Annotated in this window: 11 protein-coding genes and 1 pseudogene; 7 read left to right on the forward strand and 5 right to left on the reverse strand. The window is 73.7% G+C overall.

Features of this window, described 5'->3' with window-relative positions:
* Positions 1-108 precede the first annotated feature (108 nt).
* The 4 genes and pseudogenes from E4N63_RS05450 (at position 109) to E4N63_RS05460 (ending at position 4,854) form a co-directional block, all read left to right on the forward strand.
* On the forward strand, positions 109-978 hold the full coding sequence (locus tag E4N63_RS05450; protein ID WP_125626869.1) for a hypothetical protein: 870 nt from the start codon (positions 109-111) through the stop codon (positions 976-978).
* 188 nt (positions 979-1,166) lie between these two features.
* Positions 1,167-1,292, forward strand: a complete 126-nt coding sequence (locus E4N63_RS30475) for an LPFR motif small protein (RefSeq protein WP_019710773.1) — start codon at positions 1,167-1,169, stop codon at positions 1,290-1,292.
* A gap of 111 nt (positions 1,293-1,403) precedes the next feature.
* Positions 1,404-3,814: pseudogene (locus tag E4N63_RS05455) on the forward strand (Tex family protein).
* Positions 3,815-3,906: 92 nt separating this feature from the next.
* A complete protein-coding gene (locus E4N63_RS05460; RefSeq protein WP_230240087.1) occupies positions 3,907-4,854 on the forward strand; it encodes a DMT family transporter in 948 nt (315 codons plus the stop codon).
* Here E4N63_RS05460 and E4N63_RS05465 read toward each other — a convergent pair.
* The 4 genes from E4N63_RS05465 to E4N63_RS05480 all read right to left on the reverse strand — a co-directional run bounded on the left by E4N63_RS05465 (position 4,841) and on the right by E4N63_RS05480 (position 10,802).
* A complete protein-coding gene (locus E4N63_RS05465) occupies positions 4,841-6,517 on the reverse strand; it encodes an ABC-F family ATP-binding cassette domain-containing protein (protein WP_230240088.1) in 1,677 nt (558 codons plus the stop codon). The two genes, E4N63_RS05460 and E4N63_RS05465, sit on opposite strands and share 14 nt — an antisense overlap.
* On the reverse strand, positions 6,514-8,544 hold the full coding sequence (locus E4N63_RS05470) for a BCCT family transporter (protein ID WP_374112688.1): 2,031 nt from the start codon (positions 8,542-8,544) through the stop codon (positions 6,514-6,516). The genes E4N63_RS05465 and E4N63_RS05470 overlap by 4 nt, the downstream gene beginning before the upstream one ends.
* Positions 8,545-8,740: 196 nt before the next feature.
* Positions 8,741-9,601, reverse strand: a complete 861-nt coding sequence (locus E4N63_RS05475) for an oxygenase MpaB family protein (protein ID WP_374112689.1) — start codon at positions 9,599-9,601, stop codon at positions 8,741-8,743.
* Between the two features lie 445 nt (positions 9,602-10,046).
* The gene (locus E4N63_RS05480; RefSeq protein WP_125626290.1) at positions 10,047-10,802 is read right to left on the reverse strand and encodes a DNA alkylation repair protein; all 756 of its coding nucleotides are present in this window, start codon (positions 10,800-10,802) and stop codon (positions 10,047-10,049) included.
* 140 nt (positions 10,803-10,942) lie between these two features.
* On the opposite strand from E4N63_RS05480, the gene E4N63_RS05485 reads away from it, so the two are divergent.
* The 3 genes from E4N63_RS05485 (at position 10,943) to E4N63_RS05495 (ending at position 15,433) form a co-directional block, all read left to right on the forward strand.
* Positions 10,943-11,671, forward strand: a complete 729-nt coding sequence (locus E4N63_RS05485; RefSeq protein WP_125626295.1) for a MerR family transcriptional regulator — start codon at positions 10,943-10,945, stop codon at positions 11,669-11,671.
* A 1,544-nt stretch (positions 11,672-13,215) separates the two neighbouring features.
* On the forward strand, positions 13,216-13,893 hold the full coding sequence (locus E4N63_RS05490; RefSeq protein ID WP_230240089.1) for a hypothetical protein: 678 nt from the start codon (positions 13,216-13,218) through the stop codon (positions 13,891-13,893).
* Between the two features lie 61 nt (positions 13,894-13,954).
* Complete coding sequence (locus E4N63_RS05495) at positions 13,955-15,433, forward strand: ABC transporter substrate-binding protein (RefSeq protein ID WP_125624288.1); 1,479 nt, start codon at positions 13,955-13,957, stop codon at positions 15,431-15,433.
* Between the two features lie 134 nt (positions 15,434-15,567).
* Here the strand turns inward: E4N63_RS05495 and E4N63_RS05500 are convergent, their stop codons facing one another.
* Positions 15,568-17,748 carry a 3-hydroxyacyl-CoA dehydrogenase NAD-binding domain-containing protein gene (locus tag E4N63_RS05500; RefSeq protein WP_230240090.1) on the reverse strand — a complete coding sequence of 727 codons (2,181 nt, stop codon included), beginning with the start codon at positions 17,746-17,748 and terminating at the stop codon, positions 15,568-15,570.
* Positions 17,749-17,787: the final 39 nt, after the last annotated feature.

Here is a 17,787-nt window from a genome sequence, read left to right on the forward strand (position 1 = left end):
GGGCCCCGCACGGCAGGCGGGGCAGTCGGGGCAGGCGCCCCGGGCCCCGCGGGCAGCGCCGGCAGCCACCCTTCCCCGGCCTCATTACCGGCGCGTAACCTGCCGGGCATGACGACGACCTCCCTGCCCCCGCGTGCCGGACGGCACTGCCACAACGCTGTCAACCCGCTGCACTCGGCGCTCTACTTCTCCCCGGACCTCGGCCGGGAGTTGGCGGCCCTCGGCCTCGGCAGCTCCCGCGCGGCCTACTTCGCGGCCCGCTCCGCCCCGATGGGCGCCGTCGGCGCGGGCACCGTCACCGCCACCTTCTACAACTTCAGCCATGACCTGGTCGCCCGGCACGTCCCCGCGATCTGGGAGACCGCGTCCCCCGAGGCGGTGCTCGCCGCCCGGCTGCGCGCCGCCGACGCGACCCTGCGCCGGCTGCTCGGCGAGGACGTCATCGCCTCGCCCGGGATGGCCGAGGCCGCGGAGCTCGCGCTGCGCGCCACCGAGGCCTGCGGGCGGTCCGGGCGGCCCCTGTACGCGGCCCACGCCGACCTGCCCGTACCGGAGGAACCGCACCTCGCCTTCTGGCACGCGGCCACGCTGCTGCGCGAGCACCGGGGTGACGGCCACGTGGCGCTGCTCGTCGGCGCCGAACTGGACCCGCTGGAGGCCCTGGTCAGCCACACGGCCAGCGGGCGGGGCATGGCGCCGGCCTGGGCCCTGCGGACCCGCGGCTGGACGGAGGCGGACTGGTCGGCGGCACAGGACCGGCTGCGGGACCGCAAACTGCTCGACACCGCCGGGGAGCTGACCGACACCGGCACCGAGCTGCGCAAGTCCCTGGAGGAGGAGACGGACCGGCTGGACCGGGCCCCGTACGAGCACCTGGGCGCGGCCGGTGTCGAACGGCTGACCGCTCTGGCGGTCGAGTGGCGGAACACGGCGGTGATGGCCGGCGCCTTCCCGCCCGACCTCTTCGGCAAGGGCTGAGCGGCCGCGGGCCCGGCGTGCCCGGCGGGACCGGCGGACTGGCGGGCCCGGCGGGGCGCGGGCGCGTTTGTTTGGACCGGCCGCATCCGGTCAGACGCGGTGTACGGCCGCACGGATCAGAAGGATCCGTGCACACGGCCGCGAAGCGGACGTAGCCGTCAGAGCACGCCCGACCACAGGAGGATCACGTGTTCCGTGCCATCGCAGACGCACTCCGGGCCGTCGGCGGCGCCCTGGCCACCGTCGTCACCCTGCCCTTCCGTGTCCTGAGCAAGCTGTTCGGCGGTGCCTCCCGCAGCACCCGCCGGGTCTGACCGCGACCGCCGCTCCTGTCGGCCGCGCCCGGCCGACGAGTCCCCGGCCCGGCTGTCCGTGCCGCCTGCCACAATGCAGTCTCCAGCACGACGACAAGGCGGAACGGGATCGTGACGACGTCGATTGAGGGCAGGATCGCCGAGGAGCTCGGCGTACGGGAACAGCAGGTCAGGGCCGCCGTCGAGTTGCTCGACGGCGGCTCGACCGTGCCGTTCATCGCGCGCTACCGCAAGGAAGCGACCGAGATGCTCGACGACGCGCAGCTGCGCGCCCTCGAGGAGCGGCTGCGCTATCTGCGCGAGCTGGAGGAGCGGCGCACCGCCGTTCTGGAATCGGTGCGGAGCCAGGGCAAGCTCGACGCCGCCCTGGAGGCGAGCATTCTCGCCGCGGAGTCCAAGGCGCGGCTGGAGGACATCTACCTCCCCTTCAAGCCCAAGCGGCGCACCAAGGCGCAGATCGCCCGGGAGGCCGGGCTGGAGCCGCTGGCCGACGGCCTGCTGGCCGACCCCTCGGTCGAGCCGAAGGCCGCGGCGGCGGCTTTCGTGGATCCGGAGAAGGGCGTCGCGGACGCCGCCGCGGCGCTGGACGGCGCCCGGTCGATCCTCACCGAGCGCTTCAGCGAGGACGCCGACCTCATCGGCGAGCTGCGCGAGCGGATGTGGACCCGGGGTCGGCTGACCGCGAAGGTCCGGGAGGGCCAGGAGGAGGCGGGCGCCAAGTTCGCCGACTACTTCGGCTTCTCCCAGGGATTCACCGAGCTTCCCTCGCACCGGGTCCTCGCCATGTTCCGGGGCGAGAAGGAGAACGTCCTCGACCTCGCGCTGGAACCGGAGGAGCCGGAGACGGCCGGGGCGCCGACGGCCTACGAGGCGGCCATCGCGCGGCGGTTCGGGATCGCCGACCGGGGCCGCCCGGCGGACCGCTGGCTGGCCGACACGGTGCGCTGGGCCTGGCGCACCCGCGTCCTCGTCCACCTCGGCATCGATCTGCGGCTGCGGCTGCGGCAGGCGGCGGAGGACGAGGCCGTGCGGGTCTTCGCGGCGAATCTGCGCGATCTGCTGCTGGCCGCCCCGGCCGGCTCCCGCGCCACCATGGGGCTCGACCCCGGCTTCCGTACCGGTGTGAAGGTGGCCGTGGTGGACGCGACCGGCAAGGTCGCCGCCACGGAGACGATCCACCCGCACGTCCCGCAGCAGAAGTGGGACGCCTCCCTCGCCACCCTGGCCCGGCTGGCCCGCGAGCACCGCGTCGAGCTGATCGCGATCGGCAACGGCACCGCCTCCCGGGAGACGGACAGGCTGGCGGCCGATCTCATCGCGCGCGAGCCGGAGCTGAAGCTCACCAAGGTCATGGTCTCCGAGGCCGGCGCATCCGTGTACTCGGCCTCCGCCTTCGCCTCGCAGGAACTGCCCGAGCTGGACGTCTCGCTGCGCGGCGCGGTGTCCATCGCCCGCCGGCTGCAGGACCCGCTGGCGGAGCTGGTGAAGATCGACCCCAAGTCGATCGGCGTCGGCCAGTACCAGCACGACCTCTCCGAGGTGAAGCTCTCCCGCTCGCTGGACGCGGTCGTGGAGGACTGCGTCAACGGCGTCGGGGTGGACGTCAACACCGCCTCCGCGCCGCTGCTCGGCCGGGTCTCCGGCATCGGCGCCGGGCTCGCCGAGAACATCGTCGCCCACCGCGACACCCACGGCCCGTTCAAGACCCGCAAGGAGCTCAAGGACGTGGCCCGGCTGGGGCCGAAGGCGTACGAGCAGTGCGCGGGCTTCCTGCGGATCCAGGGCGGGGACGACCCGCTGGACGCGTCCAGCGTGCACCCGGAGGCGTATCCGGTGGTGCGCCGGATCGTGCGGTCGGCGGACAGCGACGTGCGCGGACTGATCGGCAACACGGCCGTGCTGCGCAGGCTCCGGCCGGAGGAGTTCGTCGACGACTCCTTCGGGCTGCCGACCGTCACGGACATCCTCAGAGAGCTGGAGAAGCCGGGCCGCGACCCGCGGCCGGCGTTCCGCACCGCCGCGTTCAAGGAGGGCGTCGAGAAGATCGGCGACCTGCGGCCGGGAATGCTGCTGGAGGGCGTCGTCACCAACGTCGCCGCGTTCGGCGCGTTCGTGGACATCGGGGTGCACCAGGACGGCCTGGTCCACGTCTCCGCGATGTCGAAGACGTTCGTCAAGGACCCGCGGGACGTGGTGAAGCCGGGCGACATCGTCCGGGTGAAGGTGCTGGACGTGGACATCCCGCGGAAGCGGATCTCGCTGACGCTGCGGCTGGAGGACGAGGTCCCGGCGCCCGGCGCGGCGGCCCCGGCCGGAAACGGCGGTGAGCGGCGTCAGGGCCGTGCGCCCCAGCCCCGGCAGCCCCGGCAGGGCCGGCCGGGCCAGGGCGGCCGGGGCGGCGGCGCGGGCCGGGCGGTAACCGGGGCGGCGGCGGCCGTGACGCGGCCCCGGCGAACGGCGCGATGGCCGACGCGCTGCGCCGCGCGGGGCTGCTCAACCCGAAGGACGGCGGCCGCTCGTAGCGACGGGGCGTGGCGGACGTTCCGGCGGCCTCGGGTGGGCGGGCCCGGAATCCAGTTTCCGGTGGACGGCAGCGGCCGTTTAGCGTGGGCTCATGCCCGACGATCTCGCAGTTCACGACGGTTCCCCGTCTCCCGCCGCGGCCACCGGCACCGGCCGTGCCCCGTCCGGGCGGCGGCCCGGCGGGAGAGTGCGGGCCTCGGGGCTCGTCCTGGGCAGTGCCCTGTCGCTGCAGTTCGGCGCGGCGGTGGCGGCCCTGCTGTTCCCGCGGGCGGGAGCGCTGGGGGTGGTGACGCTGCGGCTGCTGTTCGGGGCCGTGGTGCTGATGGTGCTCTGCCGGCCGCGGCTGCGCGGTCACAGCCGGGCCGACTGGGGCCTGGTGGCCGCGTTCGGGCTGGCGCTCGGCGGGATGAACACGCTGTTCTACCAGGCGATCGAGCGGATTCCGCTGGGCGCGGCCGTGACCCTGGAGGTGCTCGGCCCGCTGGTGCTGTCCGTGGTGGCGTCCCGGCGCCCGGTGAGCTGGCTCTGGGCGGTCCTGGCGCTCGGCGGCGTCCTGCTGCTGGGGCGCGGGGGCTTCGACGAGCTGAACGCCGCCGGGGTCGCGTACGCCCTGGGCGCGGGCGCGATGTGGGTCCTCTACATCCTGCTGTCCGCCCGCACCGGCCGCCGCTTCGCCGGCAGCGACGGCCTGGCGCTGGCCCTGGTGGTGGCCGCCGCGCTGAGCCTGCCGCTGGGTGTGGCGAGCGCCGGACGGACGCTGCTGGACCCGGTGACGCTGGGGCTGGGCGCGGCGGTGGCCCTGCTGTCCTCGGTGCTGCCGTACAGCCTGGAGCTGGCGTCCCTGCGCAGGCTGCCCGCCGCGACGTTCGCCGTGCTGATGAGCGTGGAGCCGGCGGTGGCGGCCGCGGCCGGCTTCCTCGTCCTCGACCAAGCCCTCTCGCTGGTCACCGGCCTGGCCATCGGTCTGGTGGTGGCCGCGAGCATCGGCGCCGTGCTCACTCCCCCGGCGCCGCGCACCCCGCCCGTCAGCGCTCCGTGATCCGTCCCCCGGCGACCTCGATCCGCCGGGTGACGTGGACCGCGTCGAGCATCCGGCGGTCGTGGGTGACGAGCAGCAGCGTGCCGTTGTACGAGGCGAGGGCCGCTTCGAGCTGCTCGATGGCGGGCAGGTCGAGGTGGTTCGTCGGCTCGTCCAGGACGAGCAGGTTGACGCCCTTGCCCTGGAGGAGGGCGAGAGCCGCGCGGGTGCGCTCCCCCGGCGAGAGGGTCGCGGCGGGACGCAGGACGTGGGCGGCGGCGAGTCCGAACTTGGCGAGCAGCGTCCGGGCCTCGGCCGGGTCCAGTTCGGGGGTGGCCGCCCGGAAGGCTTCCAGCAGCGGGGTACCGTCCGCGCCCGCACCGCCCACACCGCTCGCACCGTCCGTGCCGAAGAGCCGTCCGCGTGCCTGGTCCACCTCGCCGACGACCACGCCCGGCCCGAGCGCGGCCTGCCCGGCGTCGAGCGGGAGGCGGCCGAGGAGGGCGGCGAGCAGTGTGGTCTTGCCGGAGCCGTTGGCGCCGGTGACGGCCACCCGGTCCGCCCAGTCGATCTGCAGGTCGACCGGGCCGAAGCGGAAGTCGCCGCGCCGCACCTCGGCGGCGCGCAGGGTCGCCACGACGGCGCCGGAGCGGGGCGCGGCGGCGATCTCCATCCGCAGTTCCCACTCCTTGCGCGGCTCCTCCACCGTCTCCAGACGCTCGATGAGCCGCTCGGTCTGCCGGGCCTTCGCGGCCTGTTTCTCGGTGGTCTCGGTGCGGGCGTTGCGGCCGACCTTGTCGTTGTCGCTCATCCTGCGCCGCGCGTTCTTGACGCCCTTCTCCATCCAGGCGCGCTGGGTGCGGGCCCGGGCCTCCAGGCCGGCGCGGGTGCCGGCGTACTCCTCGTACGCCTCGCGCGCCCGGCGGCGGGCGGTCTCGCGTTCCTCCAGGTAGGCGGTGTAGCCGCCGCCGAAGAGGTTCACCTGCTGCTGCGCCAGGTCGAGTTCGAGGACCTTGGTGACCGTGCGGGTGAGGAACTCGCGGTCGTGGCTGACGAGGACGGTGCCGGCGCGGAGCCCGCGGACGAAGGTCTCCAGGCGCTGCAGCCCGTCCAGGTCGAGATCGTTGGTGGGTTCGTCGAGGAGGAAGACGTCGTACCGGCTGAGCAGCAGGGAGGCGAGGCCGGCGCGGGCGGCCTGGCCGCCGGAGAGGGTGGTCATGGGCCGGTCGAGGCCGGTGTCGAGACCGAGGGAGGCGGTGACCTCCTCGGCGCGTTCGTCCAGGTCGGCCGCGCCGAGGGAGAGCCAGCGGTCGAAGGCGGCCGCGTAGGCGTCGTCGGCGCCCGGCCGCTCCTCGACGAGGGCCTCGGTGGCGGCGTCCAGCGCGGCCTGGGCGGCGCTCACCCCGGTCCGGCGGGCGAGGAAGTCCCGTACCGACTCGCCGGGCCGGCGCTCGGGCTCCTGCGGGAGGTGGCCGACGGTGGCGGTGGGCGGGCTGAGCCGCACCTGCCCGTCCTCGGCGGTGTCGAGCCCGGCGAGCAGCCGGAGCAGGGTGGACTTGCCCGCGCCGTTGACGCCGACGAGGCCGATGACGTCACCGGGGGCGACGACCAGGTCGAGCCCGGAGAAGAGGGAGCGTTCGCCGTGGCCGGCGGTGAGGTTCTTGGCGACGAGGGTGGCGTTCATGAGGGTGCCGATTCTAGGGGCCGGTACGGCGCCGGCCGGACCTTCCGTCCCCGTCCGGCGCCCTCGGCCCTGCCGGAGCCCGGTCCCCGGCCGCCCCGGCCGCCGGGACGCCCCCGGTGCTCCCGCGGGCGCCCCCGACCGGGCGCCCGCGGGGCCGGGGTCGGCTCAGGTTCCGTCCGCGGGCTTCTCCGGAGGGCCGCCGGGTCGGTGCGGGCGGTGTCCGGCGTGGAGGAGCCGCCGGGCCCGGGGTCCCGCCGCCCGCCGTGCCGGCCCCCGCCGCTCCCGCGGTCGGTGCCGTCCTCGCCGTCTTCACCGTCCTCGTCGTTGCCCGGTCCGATGTGGAGGGCGAAGTCGCCGGCGTACTGCTCGTGGCCGGCGATCACGGCCGTCTCGATGGCCGCCTCGGCCCGTTCGCCGCGCACGATCAGCGGGTCCCGGCGCAGATCGCGCAGGAGGGCCGCGCACAGGCCGATCATGACGAGGGTGAAGGGCGCGGCGGCGAGGATGGTGATCTGCTGGAGGCCGGAGAGCGCGTCGCCTCCCCCGCCGCCCACGAGCAGCATGACGGCCGCGACCGCCCCGGTGACCACGCCCCAGAAGATGACGACCATCCGGTGGGGCTCGATGGAGCCGCTCTGGGAGAGGGTGCCCATCACGACGGAGGCGGCGTCCGCGCCGGAGACGAAGAAGATGCCGACGAGCACCATGACGAGCACGGCGGCCGCGGTGGCGAGGGGGAACTCCCGCAGCACGCCGAAGAGCTGGCCCTCGGGGGTCTTCTCGTCCCCGAGCCGCCCGAGTTCCTGGAACCTCATGGCCGTGCCGCCGAAGACCGCGAACCAGACCAGGCTGACGGTGCTGGGGACCAGGATCACCCCGCCGATGAACTGGCGGATGGTGCGGCCGCGGCTGATGCGCGCGATGAACATGCCCACGAACGGCGTCCAGGAGATCCACCAGGCCCAGTAGAAGACGGTCCAGGAGGACAGCCAGCCGGCGACGTCCTCACCGCTGGCGGCCTCCGTCCGGCCGGCGAGCTGCGGCAGGTCGCGGAGGTAGCCGCCGAGGGAGGTCGGCAGCAGGTCGAGGATCAGGACGGTCGGACCGCCGACGAACACGAAGAGGGCGAGCACCACGGCCAGCACCATGTTGATGTTCGACAGCCACTGGATGCCCTTGGCGACGCCCGACACGGCGGAGGCGATGAAGGCCACGCTCAGCACGGCGATGATCGCGACCAGCAGGCCGGTGCCCACCTGCCCCATCCAGCCGAGCTCGGTGAAGCCGCTGCCGATCTGCAGGGCGCCGAGGCCCAGGGAGGTGGCGGAGCCGAAGAGGGTGGCGAAGATGGCGAGAATATCGATGATCCGGCCGCCCCAGCCGTTCGCGTACCGGGAGCCGATCAGGGGCTTGAAGACGGAGCTGATCAGCTGCCGGCGGCCGCGCCGGAAGGTGCTGTAGGCGATGGCCAGGCCGACGACGGCGTAGATCGCCCAGGGGTGGAGCGTCCAGTGGAAGAGGGTGGTGGACATCGCGGTCCGCATCGCGGCGGCCGCGTCGGCGGGGTCGGTGCCCGGCGGGGGGTCGGTGAAGTGCGCCAGGGGCTCGTTCACGCCGTAGAACATCAGGCCGATGCCCATGCCCGCGCTGAACATCATCGCGACCCAGGAGACGGTGCGGAACTCGGGCTTCTCGTCCTCGGCGCCCAGGGGGATCCGGCCGTAGCGGCTGACGGCCAGCCAGAGGGCGAAGACCACGAAGCCGGAGGCCGCCAGGACGAACGCCCAGCCCGCGTTGTGCATCAGCCCTTCGAGCATCGAGCCGGAGAGCCTCTTCAGGGTCTCGGTCGCCAGTGAGCCCCAGAGGACGAACGCGAGCGCCAGTACGGCGCTGACGCCGAAGACGACGCGGTCGGTCCGCGGGGGGCGGCTGAGGTGAGGGCTGCCCGGCAGCAGGGCCACCACTTCGTGGACGGGTGCGGTGTGGGCGCCGCCGCTTCCCTCCGTCCGCTGCTCGTTCTCCGACACCTCTGCACCTTTCCTCGACGATCCGGCCATGCGAACGCGGGTGTCCGATACCCGCTCATCAGGCGTCGCAGTCGTCCCGGTGGCAACATGACTCCCCGTCGCCGCTCCTGTACGGAACGGTGGAACGCCGGACCTCCGCTCCGGGGCCGGCCCGGGACCGACCCGGGGCCCGGAGGGATACCGGCGAACCGGCCGGTCAGGGAGCGCGCCGCGCCCCGCCCGGGGCCCTCCGCCCGGCACGGCCCGGGGCGCCGCGCCGGGCCTCGCGGCGCGCCTCCCGCGCCAGGGGGAGATAGCGCAGCCGCTCGGGGAGCAGCGGTACCAGCGTCCGGACGGCGAGGCCGAACCGGCGCAGCGCCCGCTCCTGCCGGTCCGTCCACTCCAGGCCGAGGGCCTGCCGCGCGTCCGGCGGGATCAGCCCGACGGTGAGGAAGCGGCGGACGCGGGCCAGCGGCGGCAGCAGGACGGGCCAGAGGGCGCGCAGCAGCAGCCGCAGCGGCAGGGGACCGCCCCCGGGCGGTGGCACGGGGCGGTCCGTGGCCACCAACTCCTCCACCACGACGGTCCGTTCCAGCTCCTCGTCGAGCATCCTGCGGTAGTACGGCCAGAACTCCTCGATGGTCTGCGGCATGTCCCGGTCGTGGATGCCGAGGATGCGGCCGACCTGGAGCCACTCCGCGTAGAGCTGCCGCTCCTGGGCCTCGGTGAAGGGACGGCCGAGGTAGCGCTGCGCGTGCCGCTGGACGGGGAAGCCGGTGGCGTGGACCCAGGCGTAGTGGGCGGGGGTCAGGGCGTGGTAGCGGCGACCGCGGACGTCGGTGCCCCGGACGGTGCGGTGGAGCCTCCGCAGTCTGCGGCCCTCCTCGGCGGCCTGCTCGCCGCCGTACACCCAGAGCATCACCGAGCGCAGCGAGCGCTCGCCGCGGCCCCAGGGGTCGGTGCGGAAGACGGAGTGGTCGTCGACGCCCGCGCCGACGGCGGGGTGCGCGACTTGCAGGACCAGGGCCGAGGGCAGGGACATCAGCCCCCGGATGTCCCCGGCGATGCTCCACAGCACGCCGCCCACGGGCGGCGGCTCGGGGTCCGCCGTCCGGCGTATCGGCCCGGGGTCCGCGCCGGGGCCGGGGTGCGGGGGTCATGGGTCTCCCGTTCTTCCGGCTTTTCCGGCGTCGGGGCTGCCCGTCTTCCGGCGTCGGGGCTGCCCGGCCGTCCCGCTGTCGCGGTGTCCCGCAGGGAGGGGACGCCGTCCGGGACCGGTGGCGGGCCGGTCGGCGGCTCCGTCGGCGATGGCCGGGGCCCCGGCGGTCCGCAGGGGCGGCGGCACCCGTACCACCAACATCTCATGGGGCGAGCGAAGCGGCGCGCCCACCGTCCCTGACGTGTTCTCCTCGGCTCACGCACCGCGTCCCCCGGCTCCGGCGCGCTCCGCCGCACGTCTCGTACGGACCGGCGAGGCCGGCTGCCCCCGGTCAGCAGGCGTCCTCAGCGGGCTCCGGACGCGATCACCGTTGCGAGGACCTCGGCGCCATCAGGGAGGCCCGGGTCTCCTCGTCCATCTTTTCGAGCGCGTACCGGAAGGTTTCGCGGTTCATGTCCGTGTGCCATGTGTGCAGGAACGCGGCCACCTCGTCCGGATGAACCCCACCGGTGACCTTGAGCAGCCACCCGCAGCCCTTCTGCACGTACACATCGTCGTCGCGCATCAGCCGGGTGCAGTTGTCGAAGACATGGGACAGCGGCAGTTCGAACGTCGACCGCCCCACCTTGCGCCGGACGAACTTCACGACGGCGACATTCGCGGCACGCCTCGCCCATGGGGACGGGGACGCGACCCAGCGCCGGGTCTGCGGGATCCGGTCGAGGTGTCCCAGGAAGAAGGGATACAGCAGCTTCAGGCACAGATCGTCGCACTGGGCCCAGTTCGACACATATGTTTCGAGCCAGTACTCGGAGCGCTGGAGAAGCTCGCCGCCCAGTCCGGTCCTCGCGACCCGGTGCAGGAGCGCGAATCCGAGCAGGACCTCCTCGTGGTGAGAGGCGCGCGACAGCACCTCCTCCGCCAGAGCCATGCGCGTGACCGCGGGAACGTCCGGTCTCTCGCGGAACCAGTCGTTCGCGAGCTGTACGACGGAGGCGTTGCGCACACCGAGCGCGCGGATCTCCTGCGGAAAATACCGCTGCACACCGAGCGCGAAATCCGCGTCGGCTTTCGCCGCGAGAGACGCCAGGAGGTCACCGGCGGCCGTTTCCACGTCCACGGCCCGGATCCTAGTCCGAGTGCGTCCGGCCGGGGCGGCCGGGCGGATCACCTGCTTCCGAAAGGTTTCACACGGGCGGTGAGACAGCAATACTGTTGAACACGACCGGCGCAGAGGAACGAGAGAGCGAGGCGCAGCCGATGCCCCAGGAGCTGACCGTCCACGGCCTGACGGTCGACGAGCTGGCCGCCCGCGCGGGGGTGACCGTCCGCACCATCCGCTTCTACAGCACCCGCGGGCTGCTGCCGCCCCCGGAGATCGGCCCGCGCCGGGTCGGGCGGTACGGCCAGGAGCATCTGTCCCGGCTGGCGCTGATCGAGGAACTCCGGCACCAGGGCATGACGCTGGCCGCCATCGAGCGCTATCTGCGCCGCCTCCCGGAGGACCTCAGCGCCCAGGACCTGGCCATGCACCGGGCCCTGGTGGCGTCCTGGGCGCCCGACGGGGCGGAGGAGGCCACCCGCGAGCAGCTGGAGCGGCGCGCGGGCCGGCCGCTGGAGGAGAGCGACATCGACCGGCTCGCCGCGATGAACGTGGCGGTGCGGACGGAGGACCCGGACGTCTTCCGGGTCGATCCCCCGCTGCTGCACCTGGGCGTCCGGCTGCTCGATGTGCCGGTCGGCCTGGAGACGCTCCTCGCGGCCCGTTCCGTCGTCCTGGAGCACACCCGGGAGGCGGCACGGGAGCTCAGCCGGCTCTTCCGGGACGAGGTCTGGGAGCCGTACCGGGAGCGGGAGGAGGACCCGGACCAGGTGGAGACGGTGCGCGTGCTGTCGGCGCACATGCAGCCGCTGGTGGTGCAGGCCCTGGTCACGGCGTTCCAGCGGTCCATGCGGGAGGAACTGCGGGCCTCCTTCCCGGAGGAATGAGCCGCGCCCCCGGGCTCGCCCGCGAGCCGTCCCCCGTCTCGCACAGATGCCCGGAACCGGTCACGCACCTCGCACGGTTCATATCCCTTCCGTTACGACCCGCCCGTTCCGCGGTCGGCGGCGGCCCGGCCGGGAAAGACTGCCGTCGGTACGACGCGGGGGGAGCCGCGGGCAGAGCCGTGCGACACGGACCGACACACGGGGGACGTACATGCCTGAACTGCCGGGCGGTCTGCGCGGCCGCGAACCCGTGCGGGAACTCATCCGCGACTGCCTGGCGCTGCCCCCGGGGGCGGACCGGCCGGTGACCGTCCTGCTGGGGCCGACCGGTATCGGCGCCACCGATCTGCACGCCTACGTGAAGGAGAGGTTCGCGCCGGACACCCCGTGCGCGTATCTCAACTTCGACGCGGCGGCCGGGCTCGACATCCGGACCGTCCTCGGCGGTCTGGCCCGGGAGCTGGAACGGAAGCTGACGAACTACAAGGAGCCGAGCTTCCCGCGCTTCATCGTCGGACTGCTCACGACCGGCACGCCGATGGAGGACCTGCTCCGCGCCCACTCGCGGCGCAAGCTGCCCCGGCTGATCCGCGACGAACTCCGCAACCGCGAGGGCCGTTACGGCAGCTTCCTCGGCCAGCTGGCGGAAGTCCTGGCGGAGGCGCTGGACGCCCCGCCCGGTGTCTCCGACGCCGCGGCCGCCGTCCTGTCCTCCGTCACCCCGCGCACCGGCCAGCTCCCGTGGCGGGCCCTGAACCGCGGCATCGGCTGGTACGGCGACGGGCGCATCCCGCCCTGCGCGGACCCGGCGGACGCGCTGGTCGAACTCAACTCCTGGCAGCACCGCGCCGACGACGGCCGCGAGAACGGCCCGCGGGACGTCGAACGCGTCCTCCTCCGCGCCTTCCTGGCCGACCTGCGCGAGCACGCCAAGGGGTGGCTCAACCACCGCGCCTTCCTGCTGCTGCTCGACAACTGCCATACGGAGACCGGGCGGAGATTCCTGGAGCTGCTGCTGGAGGCGCGGCACGAGGACAAGGCCGCCCGGCGCGGCTGCGACCCGCTGGTCACCCTCGCCAGCGTGCACCGCTGGCTGCCCGAGTGGGGCCCCGCCACCGGCGTCCAGTGGGCGCTGCGGCCGCAGGACTCCGATCTGGCCTCGCTCGGGCACTGGGAGGCGGGACGGGGCAGTGAGAGCTCCGACGACTTCTGGTGGTACCCGCTGGAGCTGCGGCCGCTGCGGCTCGCCGACACCCGGGTGCTCAGCGCCGGGGCACCCCGCCGGCCCGACATCGTCCCCGGGGTGCAGCGGCTCACCGGCGGGCTGCCCTGGGCCGTCCGGCACACGGTGAACACCCTGCTCCGCGCCGCCCGGGAGCACCCCGCCCCGGAGGAGGACCCCTACGCCTGCCTGCGCCGGGTGCCGGGGCTGCCCCCGGCTCCCCGGTGCCCGGCCCCGACCCCGGGGCCCCACCCTCGCCCAGGCCTCCCTGGGCTACCTCCTGGAGGACCTGGCCGACGAGCCGGGGAGCGACCGCCGCGCCGTGCTCGTGCGCTGGTCCGCCGCACGCGATCTCTCCGTCTGCGCCCAGGTGTTCGGAACGGGGACCGGCGACCACGGCGAGCCCCTGCCGGGCCTGCTCCGGGAGCGCTGGCTGCTCGCGGCCGAGGACGGCCGGCTCGTCCTCCACCCGTGGCTGCGCCGGCTGCTGCTGTGGGAACTGGCGGCCGACGAGGAGATGTGGCGGGACAGCCACGCACGGCTGGCCGCGCACTTCCGGACCGGGCGCGAACGGCCGGCGGAGCTCACGCCCGGCAAGGACATGGAGCTGGAGGAGATGTACCACCGGCTGGCGCTGGGCGAGACGGAACCGGTCGCCGCCCTGCTGGCACGCCGGTTCACGGAGCGCGGCAGCGAGGACTTCATCCGCGACCTGGACCTGGTGACCTCCGCGCCCAACCGGCTGGACAAGGCGGTCCCGCCGCTGCGGCTGCTGGACTCGCTCACCACCGGGAGCGACACCCCGGCCATGTCGCCGGAGGCGGTGATCCGGCGGCTGGTGGTGGCCCGGTGGATCTGGAGCGATCCGCTGAGCGACCCGGGCCGGCGGCTCAACGCCGTGATCGCCGGCAACTACGACCATCTCGCCGCGATGCGCAGTTCGGGGATCGTCCCGCTCTACGACGAGGCGGTGCGCTACCGGCAGTGGCGCGACGAATGACATCCGCCCGCGGCAGGGCGGTCACGGGCACGGACGGGGCAGGACGTGGGGAGTGGGGGACATGGAGATGTGGCGGCCGACCCGCCCGGTGGTGCACTGGGCCGTCGGCATTCTGGTGACGGCGCTGGTCCTGGGGCTCGGGGTCCCGCAGCTGTACGGCTGGTGGCAGAAGCGGGAGGCCCGGTGCGCGGAGGGCGTGGAGCGACGCGGCCCGGACGAGGAGTGCGTGGGCGCGACGGACGGCGTCACGGACCCGAAGTTCGCCTTCGCCGGGCATCTGAAGGACATCCAGCAGAAGATCGGGGACGAGAACCGCGAGGTGATGGAGAAGGAGAAGAACTACGTCACCATCGCCTACATGACCTCGCTGACCGTCGAGAAGGACGACAGCAACTCCCGGGACGCCATCCGGCGGCAGCTCCAGGGCGCCTATCTCGCCCAGATCCGCGCCAACAGGCGTGACCTGTCCGGCTCGCCCAAGATCCGGCTGCTGGTGGCCAACACCGGCAGCGGCGCCGAGCACTGGCGGTACACGGTGGACCGGCTCATCGCACTGAGCCGGGCGGAGCGGCGCGAGGAACGGGTGCTGGCGGTGACGGGCCTCGGCCCCAGCACCACCGAGAACATGGATGCCATGGGCCGGCTCTCCGAGGAGGGCATCGCCATGGTGGCCAGCACCATGAGCGCCACCAACCTCACCGGGATCGCCGGGCTCGTCCGGGTCGCGCCGACGAACCGGGACGAGGCGAGGGCCGCCTCCGCGTACCTCAAGAAGCGGGGGTACGAGGACGCCGTCATCGTCGAGGACGAGGCGAAGAAGAACCTCTACGCCAGGACGCTCGCCGAGGAGTTCCGCAAGGTGTTCCCCGACGAGGAGCACACCCTCCCGGAGGAGAACGCGGTGTACGACGCCTCGCAGCCCGACAGCTGGGAGGGCGAGCTGCGCTGGATCGTCCAGAACCTCTGCGGCGAGGAGCCCGACGTCGTCTACTTCGCGGGCCGGGGCAAGCACCTCATGTCGTTCATCAACAAGCTCGCCAACCGCAAGTGCCAGCAGCGCGACTTCACGGTGATGACGGGCGACGACACCACCAATCTCACCACCGACCAGCTCCGGGAGGCGGCGGAGAAGGGCGTCGAGGTGTACTACACCGGGCTGGCCCACCCGGACATGTGGGAGAAGGACAGGACCGCGGTGTCGCGGCCGTCGGCCGCGTTCTTCCAGGAGGGCGGCTGGATGAGCAAGCAGTTCCCCGACGAACGGCGCGACGACGCCCAGGCGATGATGGCCCACGACGCGGTGCTCACCGCGATCACCGCGGTCCGGATGACCTCCCTCGACGGCAGCGTGCTCAGCGGGAAGGCGGTGGCGCGGAGGTTCCGGCAGCTGCGCGGCCGGGACCAGGGGGTGGAGGGGGCCAGCGGCTTCCTCTCCTTCCGCAACAACGGCGATCCCATCGACCGGGCCGTCCCCGTGCTGAAGCTGGGGCCGAACGGGCACTTCGCCCTGGACGACGTCCTCCGCGGCGACAACCGCTGAACGGCCGGGGAAGGGACGGGAACGACCGGGGAACGCCAACGACCCAGCGGGGCGGGCCCGGTGGAGGAATCCACCGGGCCCGCCCGCGCGCCGCTCCCCTGCCCGGGACCGGCGCGGTGCGCTGCCGCGCCGGCTCAGCCGCGCGGGCCGTCGGTGAAGATCTCGCCCTTCTCCGCCTTCTCCAGCAGCAGCGCGGGCGGCGCGAAGCGCTCCCCGTACGTCTCGCGCAGTTCCCGCGCGCGGGCCACGAAGCCGGGCAGCCCGCCCTCGTAGCCGTTGATGTACTGGAGCACGCCGCCGGTCCAGCCGGGGAAGCCGATGCCCAGGACGGAGCCGATGTTGGCGTCGGCGACCGAGGTGAGCACGCCCTCCTCCAGGCAGCGGACGGAGTCGAGCGCCTCGGAGAAGAGCATCCGCTCCTTCATGTCCTCGAACGGGATCTCCGCGTCCGGCCGGGTGAAGTGCTCGCGCAGGCCCGGCCAGAGACCGGCCCGCCCGCCGTCCTCGTAGTCGTAGAAGCCGGCGCCGCCGCTGCGACCGGTGCGGCCGAACTCGTCGACCATGCGGTCGATGACGGCGTCCGCCGGGTGGGGTTCCCAGCTGCCGCCCGCCTCCTCCACGGCCCGCCGGGTCTCCTCGCGGATCTTCCGGGGCAGGGTGAGGGTCAGCTCGTCCATCAGGGAGAGCACCCTGGCCGGGTAGCCGGCCTGGCCCGCGGCCTGTTCGACGGAGGCCGGGTCGATGCCCTCGCCGACCATGGCGACGCCCTCGTTGATGAACCGGCCGATGACCCGGGAGGTGAAGAAGCCCCGGGAGTCGTTGACCACGATCGGGGTCTTGCGGATCTGCCGCACGAGGTCGAAGGCGCGGGCCAGGGCCTCCTCCCCGGTCCGCTTCCCCTTGACGATCTCGACCAGCGGCATCTTGTCGACGGGCGAGAAGAAGTGCAGGCCGATGAAGTCCTCCGGCCGCTTCACGCCCTCGGCCAGCAGCGAGACGGGGAGGGTGGAGGTGTTGGAGCAGAGCAGCGCGTCGGGCTCGACGACGTCCTGGATCTCCTGGAAGACCTGGTGCTTGAGCTCCGGGTTCTCGAAGACCGCCTCGATCACGGCGTCGCAGCCGGCCAGCGCCTGCGGGTCGGCGGCCGGGGTGATGCGGGCCAGCAGCGCGTCCCGCTCGGCCTCGGTGGTGCGGCCGCGGGCGACGGCCTTCTCCAGCAGCTTGGCGGAGTACGCCTTGCCGCGCTCGGCCGCCTCCGCGGAGACGTCCTTGAGGACGACCTCGATGCCGGCGCGGGCGCAGGAGTAGGCGATGCCCGCGCCCATCATCCCGGCGCCGAGCACGGCGGCCCGGCGGACGGTGCGCGGCTCGGGGCCGTCCGGGCGGCCGGCTCCGGAGTTGACGGCCTGGAGGTCGAAGAAGAACGCCTGGATCATGTTCTTCGCGGTCTGCCCGGTGGCCAGCTCGGTGAAGTAGCGGGCCTCGATGACCTGGGCGGTCTCGAAGTCCACCTGGGCGCCCTCGACGGCGGCGGCCATGATGTTGCGCGGAGCCGGGTAGGGCGCGCCGTTCAGCTGCTTGCGCAGATTGGCCGGGAAGGCGGGCAGGTTGGCGGCGAACTTCGGGGTCGAGGGGGTGCCGCCGGGGATGCGGTGGCCCTTGACGTCCCAGGGCTGCCGCGACTCGGGGTGGGCGTCGATGAAGGCACGGGCCCGCGCGAGCATGTCCTCCTCGCTCGCGGCCACCTCGTGGACGAGGCCGGCCTCCAGGGCCCGCGCCGGGTTGTACTGGCGGCCCTCCAGCAGCACCTTCAGCAGGGCGTCGGTGATGCCGAGCAGCCGCACGGTGCGGACGACACCGCCGCCGCCGGGCAGCAGGCCGAGGGTCACCTCGGGCAGCCCGAACCTGGCCTTGGCGTTGTCGAGCGCGACGCGGTGGTGGCAGGCGAGGGCGATCTCCAGGCCGCCGCCGAGCGCGGCGCCGTTCAGGGCGGCGACGACCGGCTTGCCGAGGGTCTCGATCCGGCGCAGGTCGCGCTTGATGCGCATACCGGAGTCGAACGCCTGCTGGGCCCGGTCGGGGGTGATCCGGCTGAGGTCGCGGAGGTCGCCGCCGGCGAAGAAGGTCTTCTTGGCCGAGGTGACGATCACGCCGCGGACGGAGTCGCGCTCGGCCTCCAGGCGGTCGGCGACGGCCGTGAGGGAGTCGCGGAAGGCGGCGTTCATGGTGTTGGCGGACTGCCGGGGGTCGTCCAGGACCAGGGTGACGACACCGGTGCCGTCCTGTTCCCAGCGGATGGTGGTGGGCTCGCTCATGGTGTTCGCAGTCTCCGTGGAGGGGGTCGGGAAGGGCCG

The organism is Streptomyces sp. MNU89 (genome assembly GCF_020982505.1).
In the GTDB taxonomy this organism is placed as follows: Bacteria; Actinomycetota; Actinomycetes; order Streptomycetales; family Streptomycetaceae; genus Streptomyces; species Streptomyces xinghaiensis.

Excerpts from the sequence above, each read along its gene's own strand:
- E4N63_RS05500 (WP_230240090.1), bottom strand. The coding sequence starts at position 17,748 with ATGAGCGAGCCCACCACCATCCGCTGGGAACAGGACGGCACCGGTGTC.
- E4N63_RS05495 (WP_125624288.1), top strand. The coding sequence starts at position 13,955 with ATGGAGATGTGGCGGCCGACCCGCCCGGTGGTGCACTGGGCCGTCGGC.
- E4N63_RS05465 (WP_230240088.1), bottom strand. The coding sequence starts at position 6,517 with ATGAACGCCACCCTCGTCGCCAAGAACCTCACCGCCGGCCACGGCGAA.
- E4N63_RS05485 (WP_125626295.1), top strand. The coding sequence starts at position 10,943 with ATGCCCCAGGAGCTGACCGTCCACGGCCTGACGGTCGACGAGCTGGCC.
- E4N63_RS05460 (WP_230240087.1), top strand. The coding sequence starts at position 3,907 with ATGCCCGACGATCTCGCAGTTCACGACGGTTCCCCGTCTCCCGCCGCG.
- E4N63_RS05450 (WP_125626869.1), top strand. The coding sequence starts at position 109 with ATGACGACGACCTCCCTGCCCCCGCGTGCCGGACGGCACTGCCACAAC.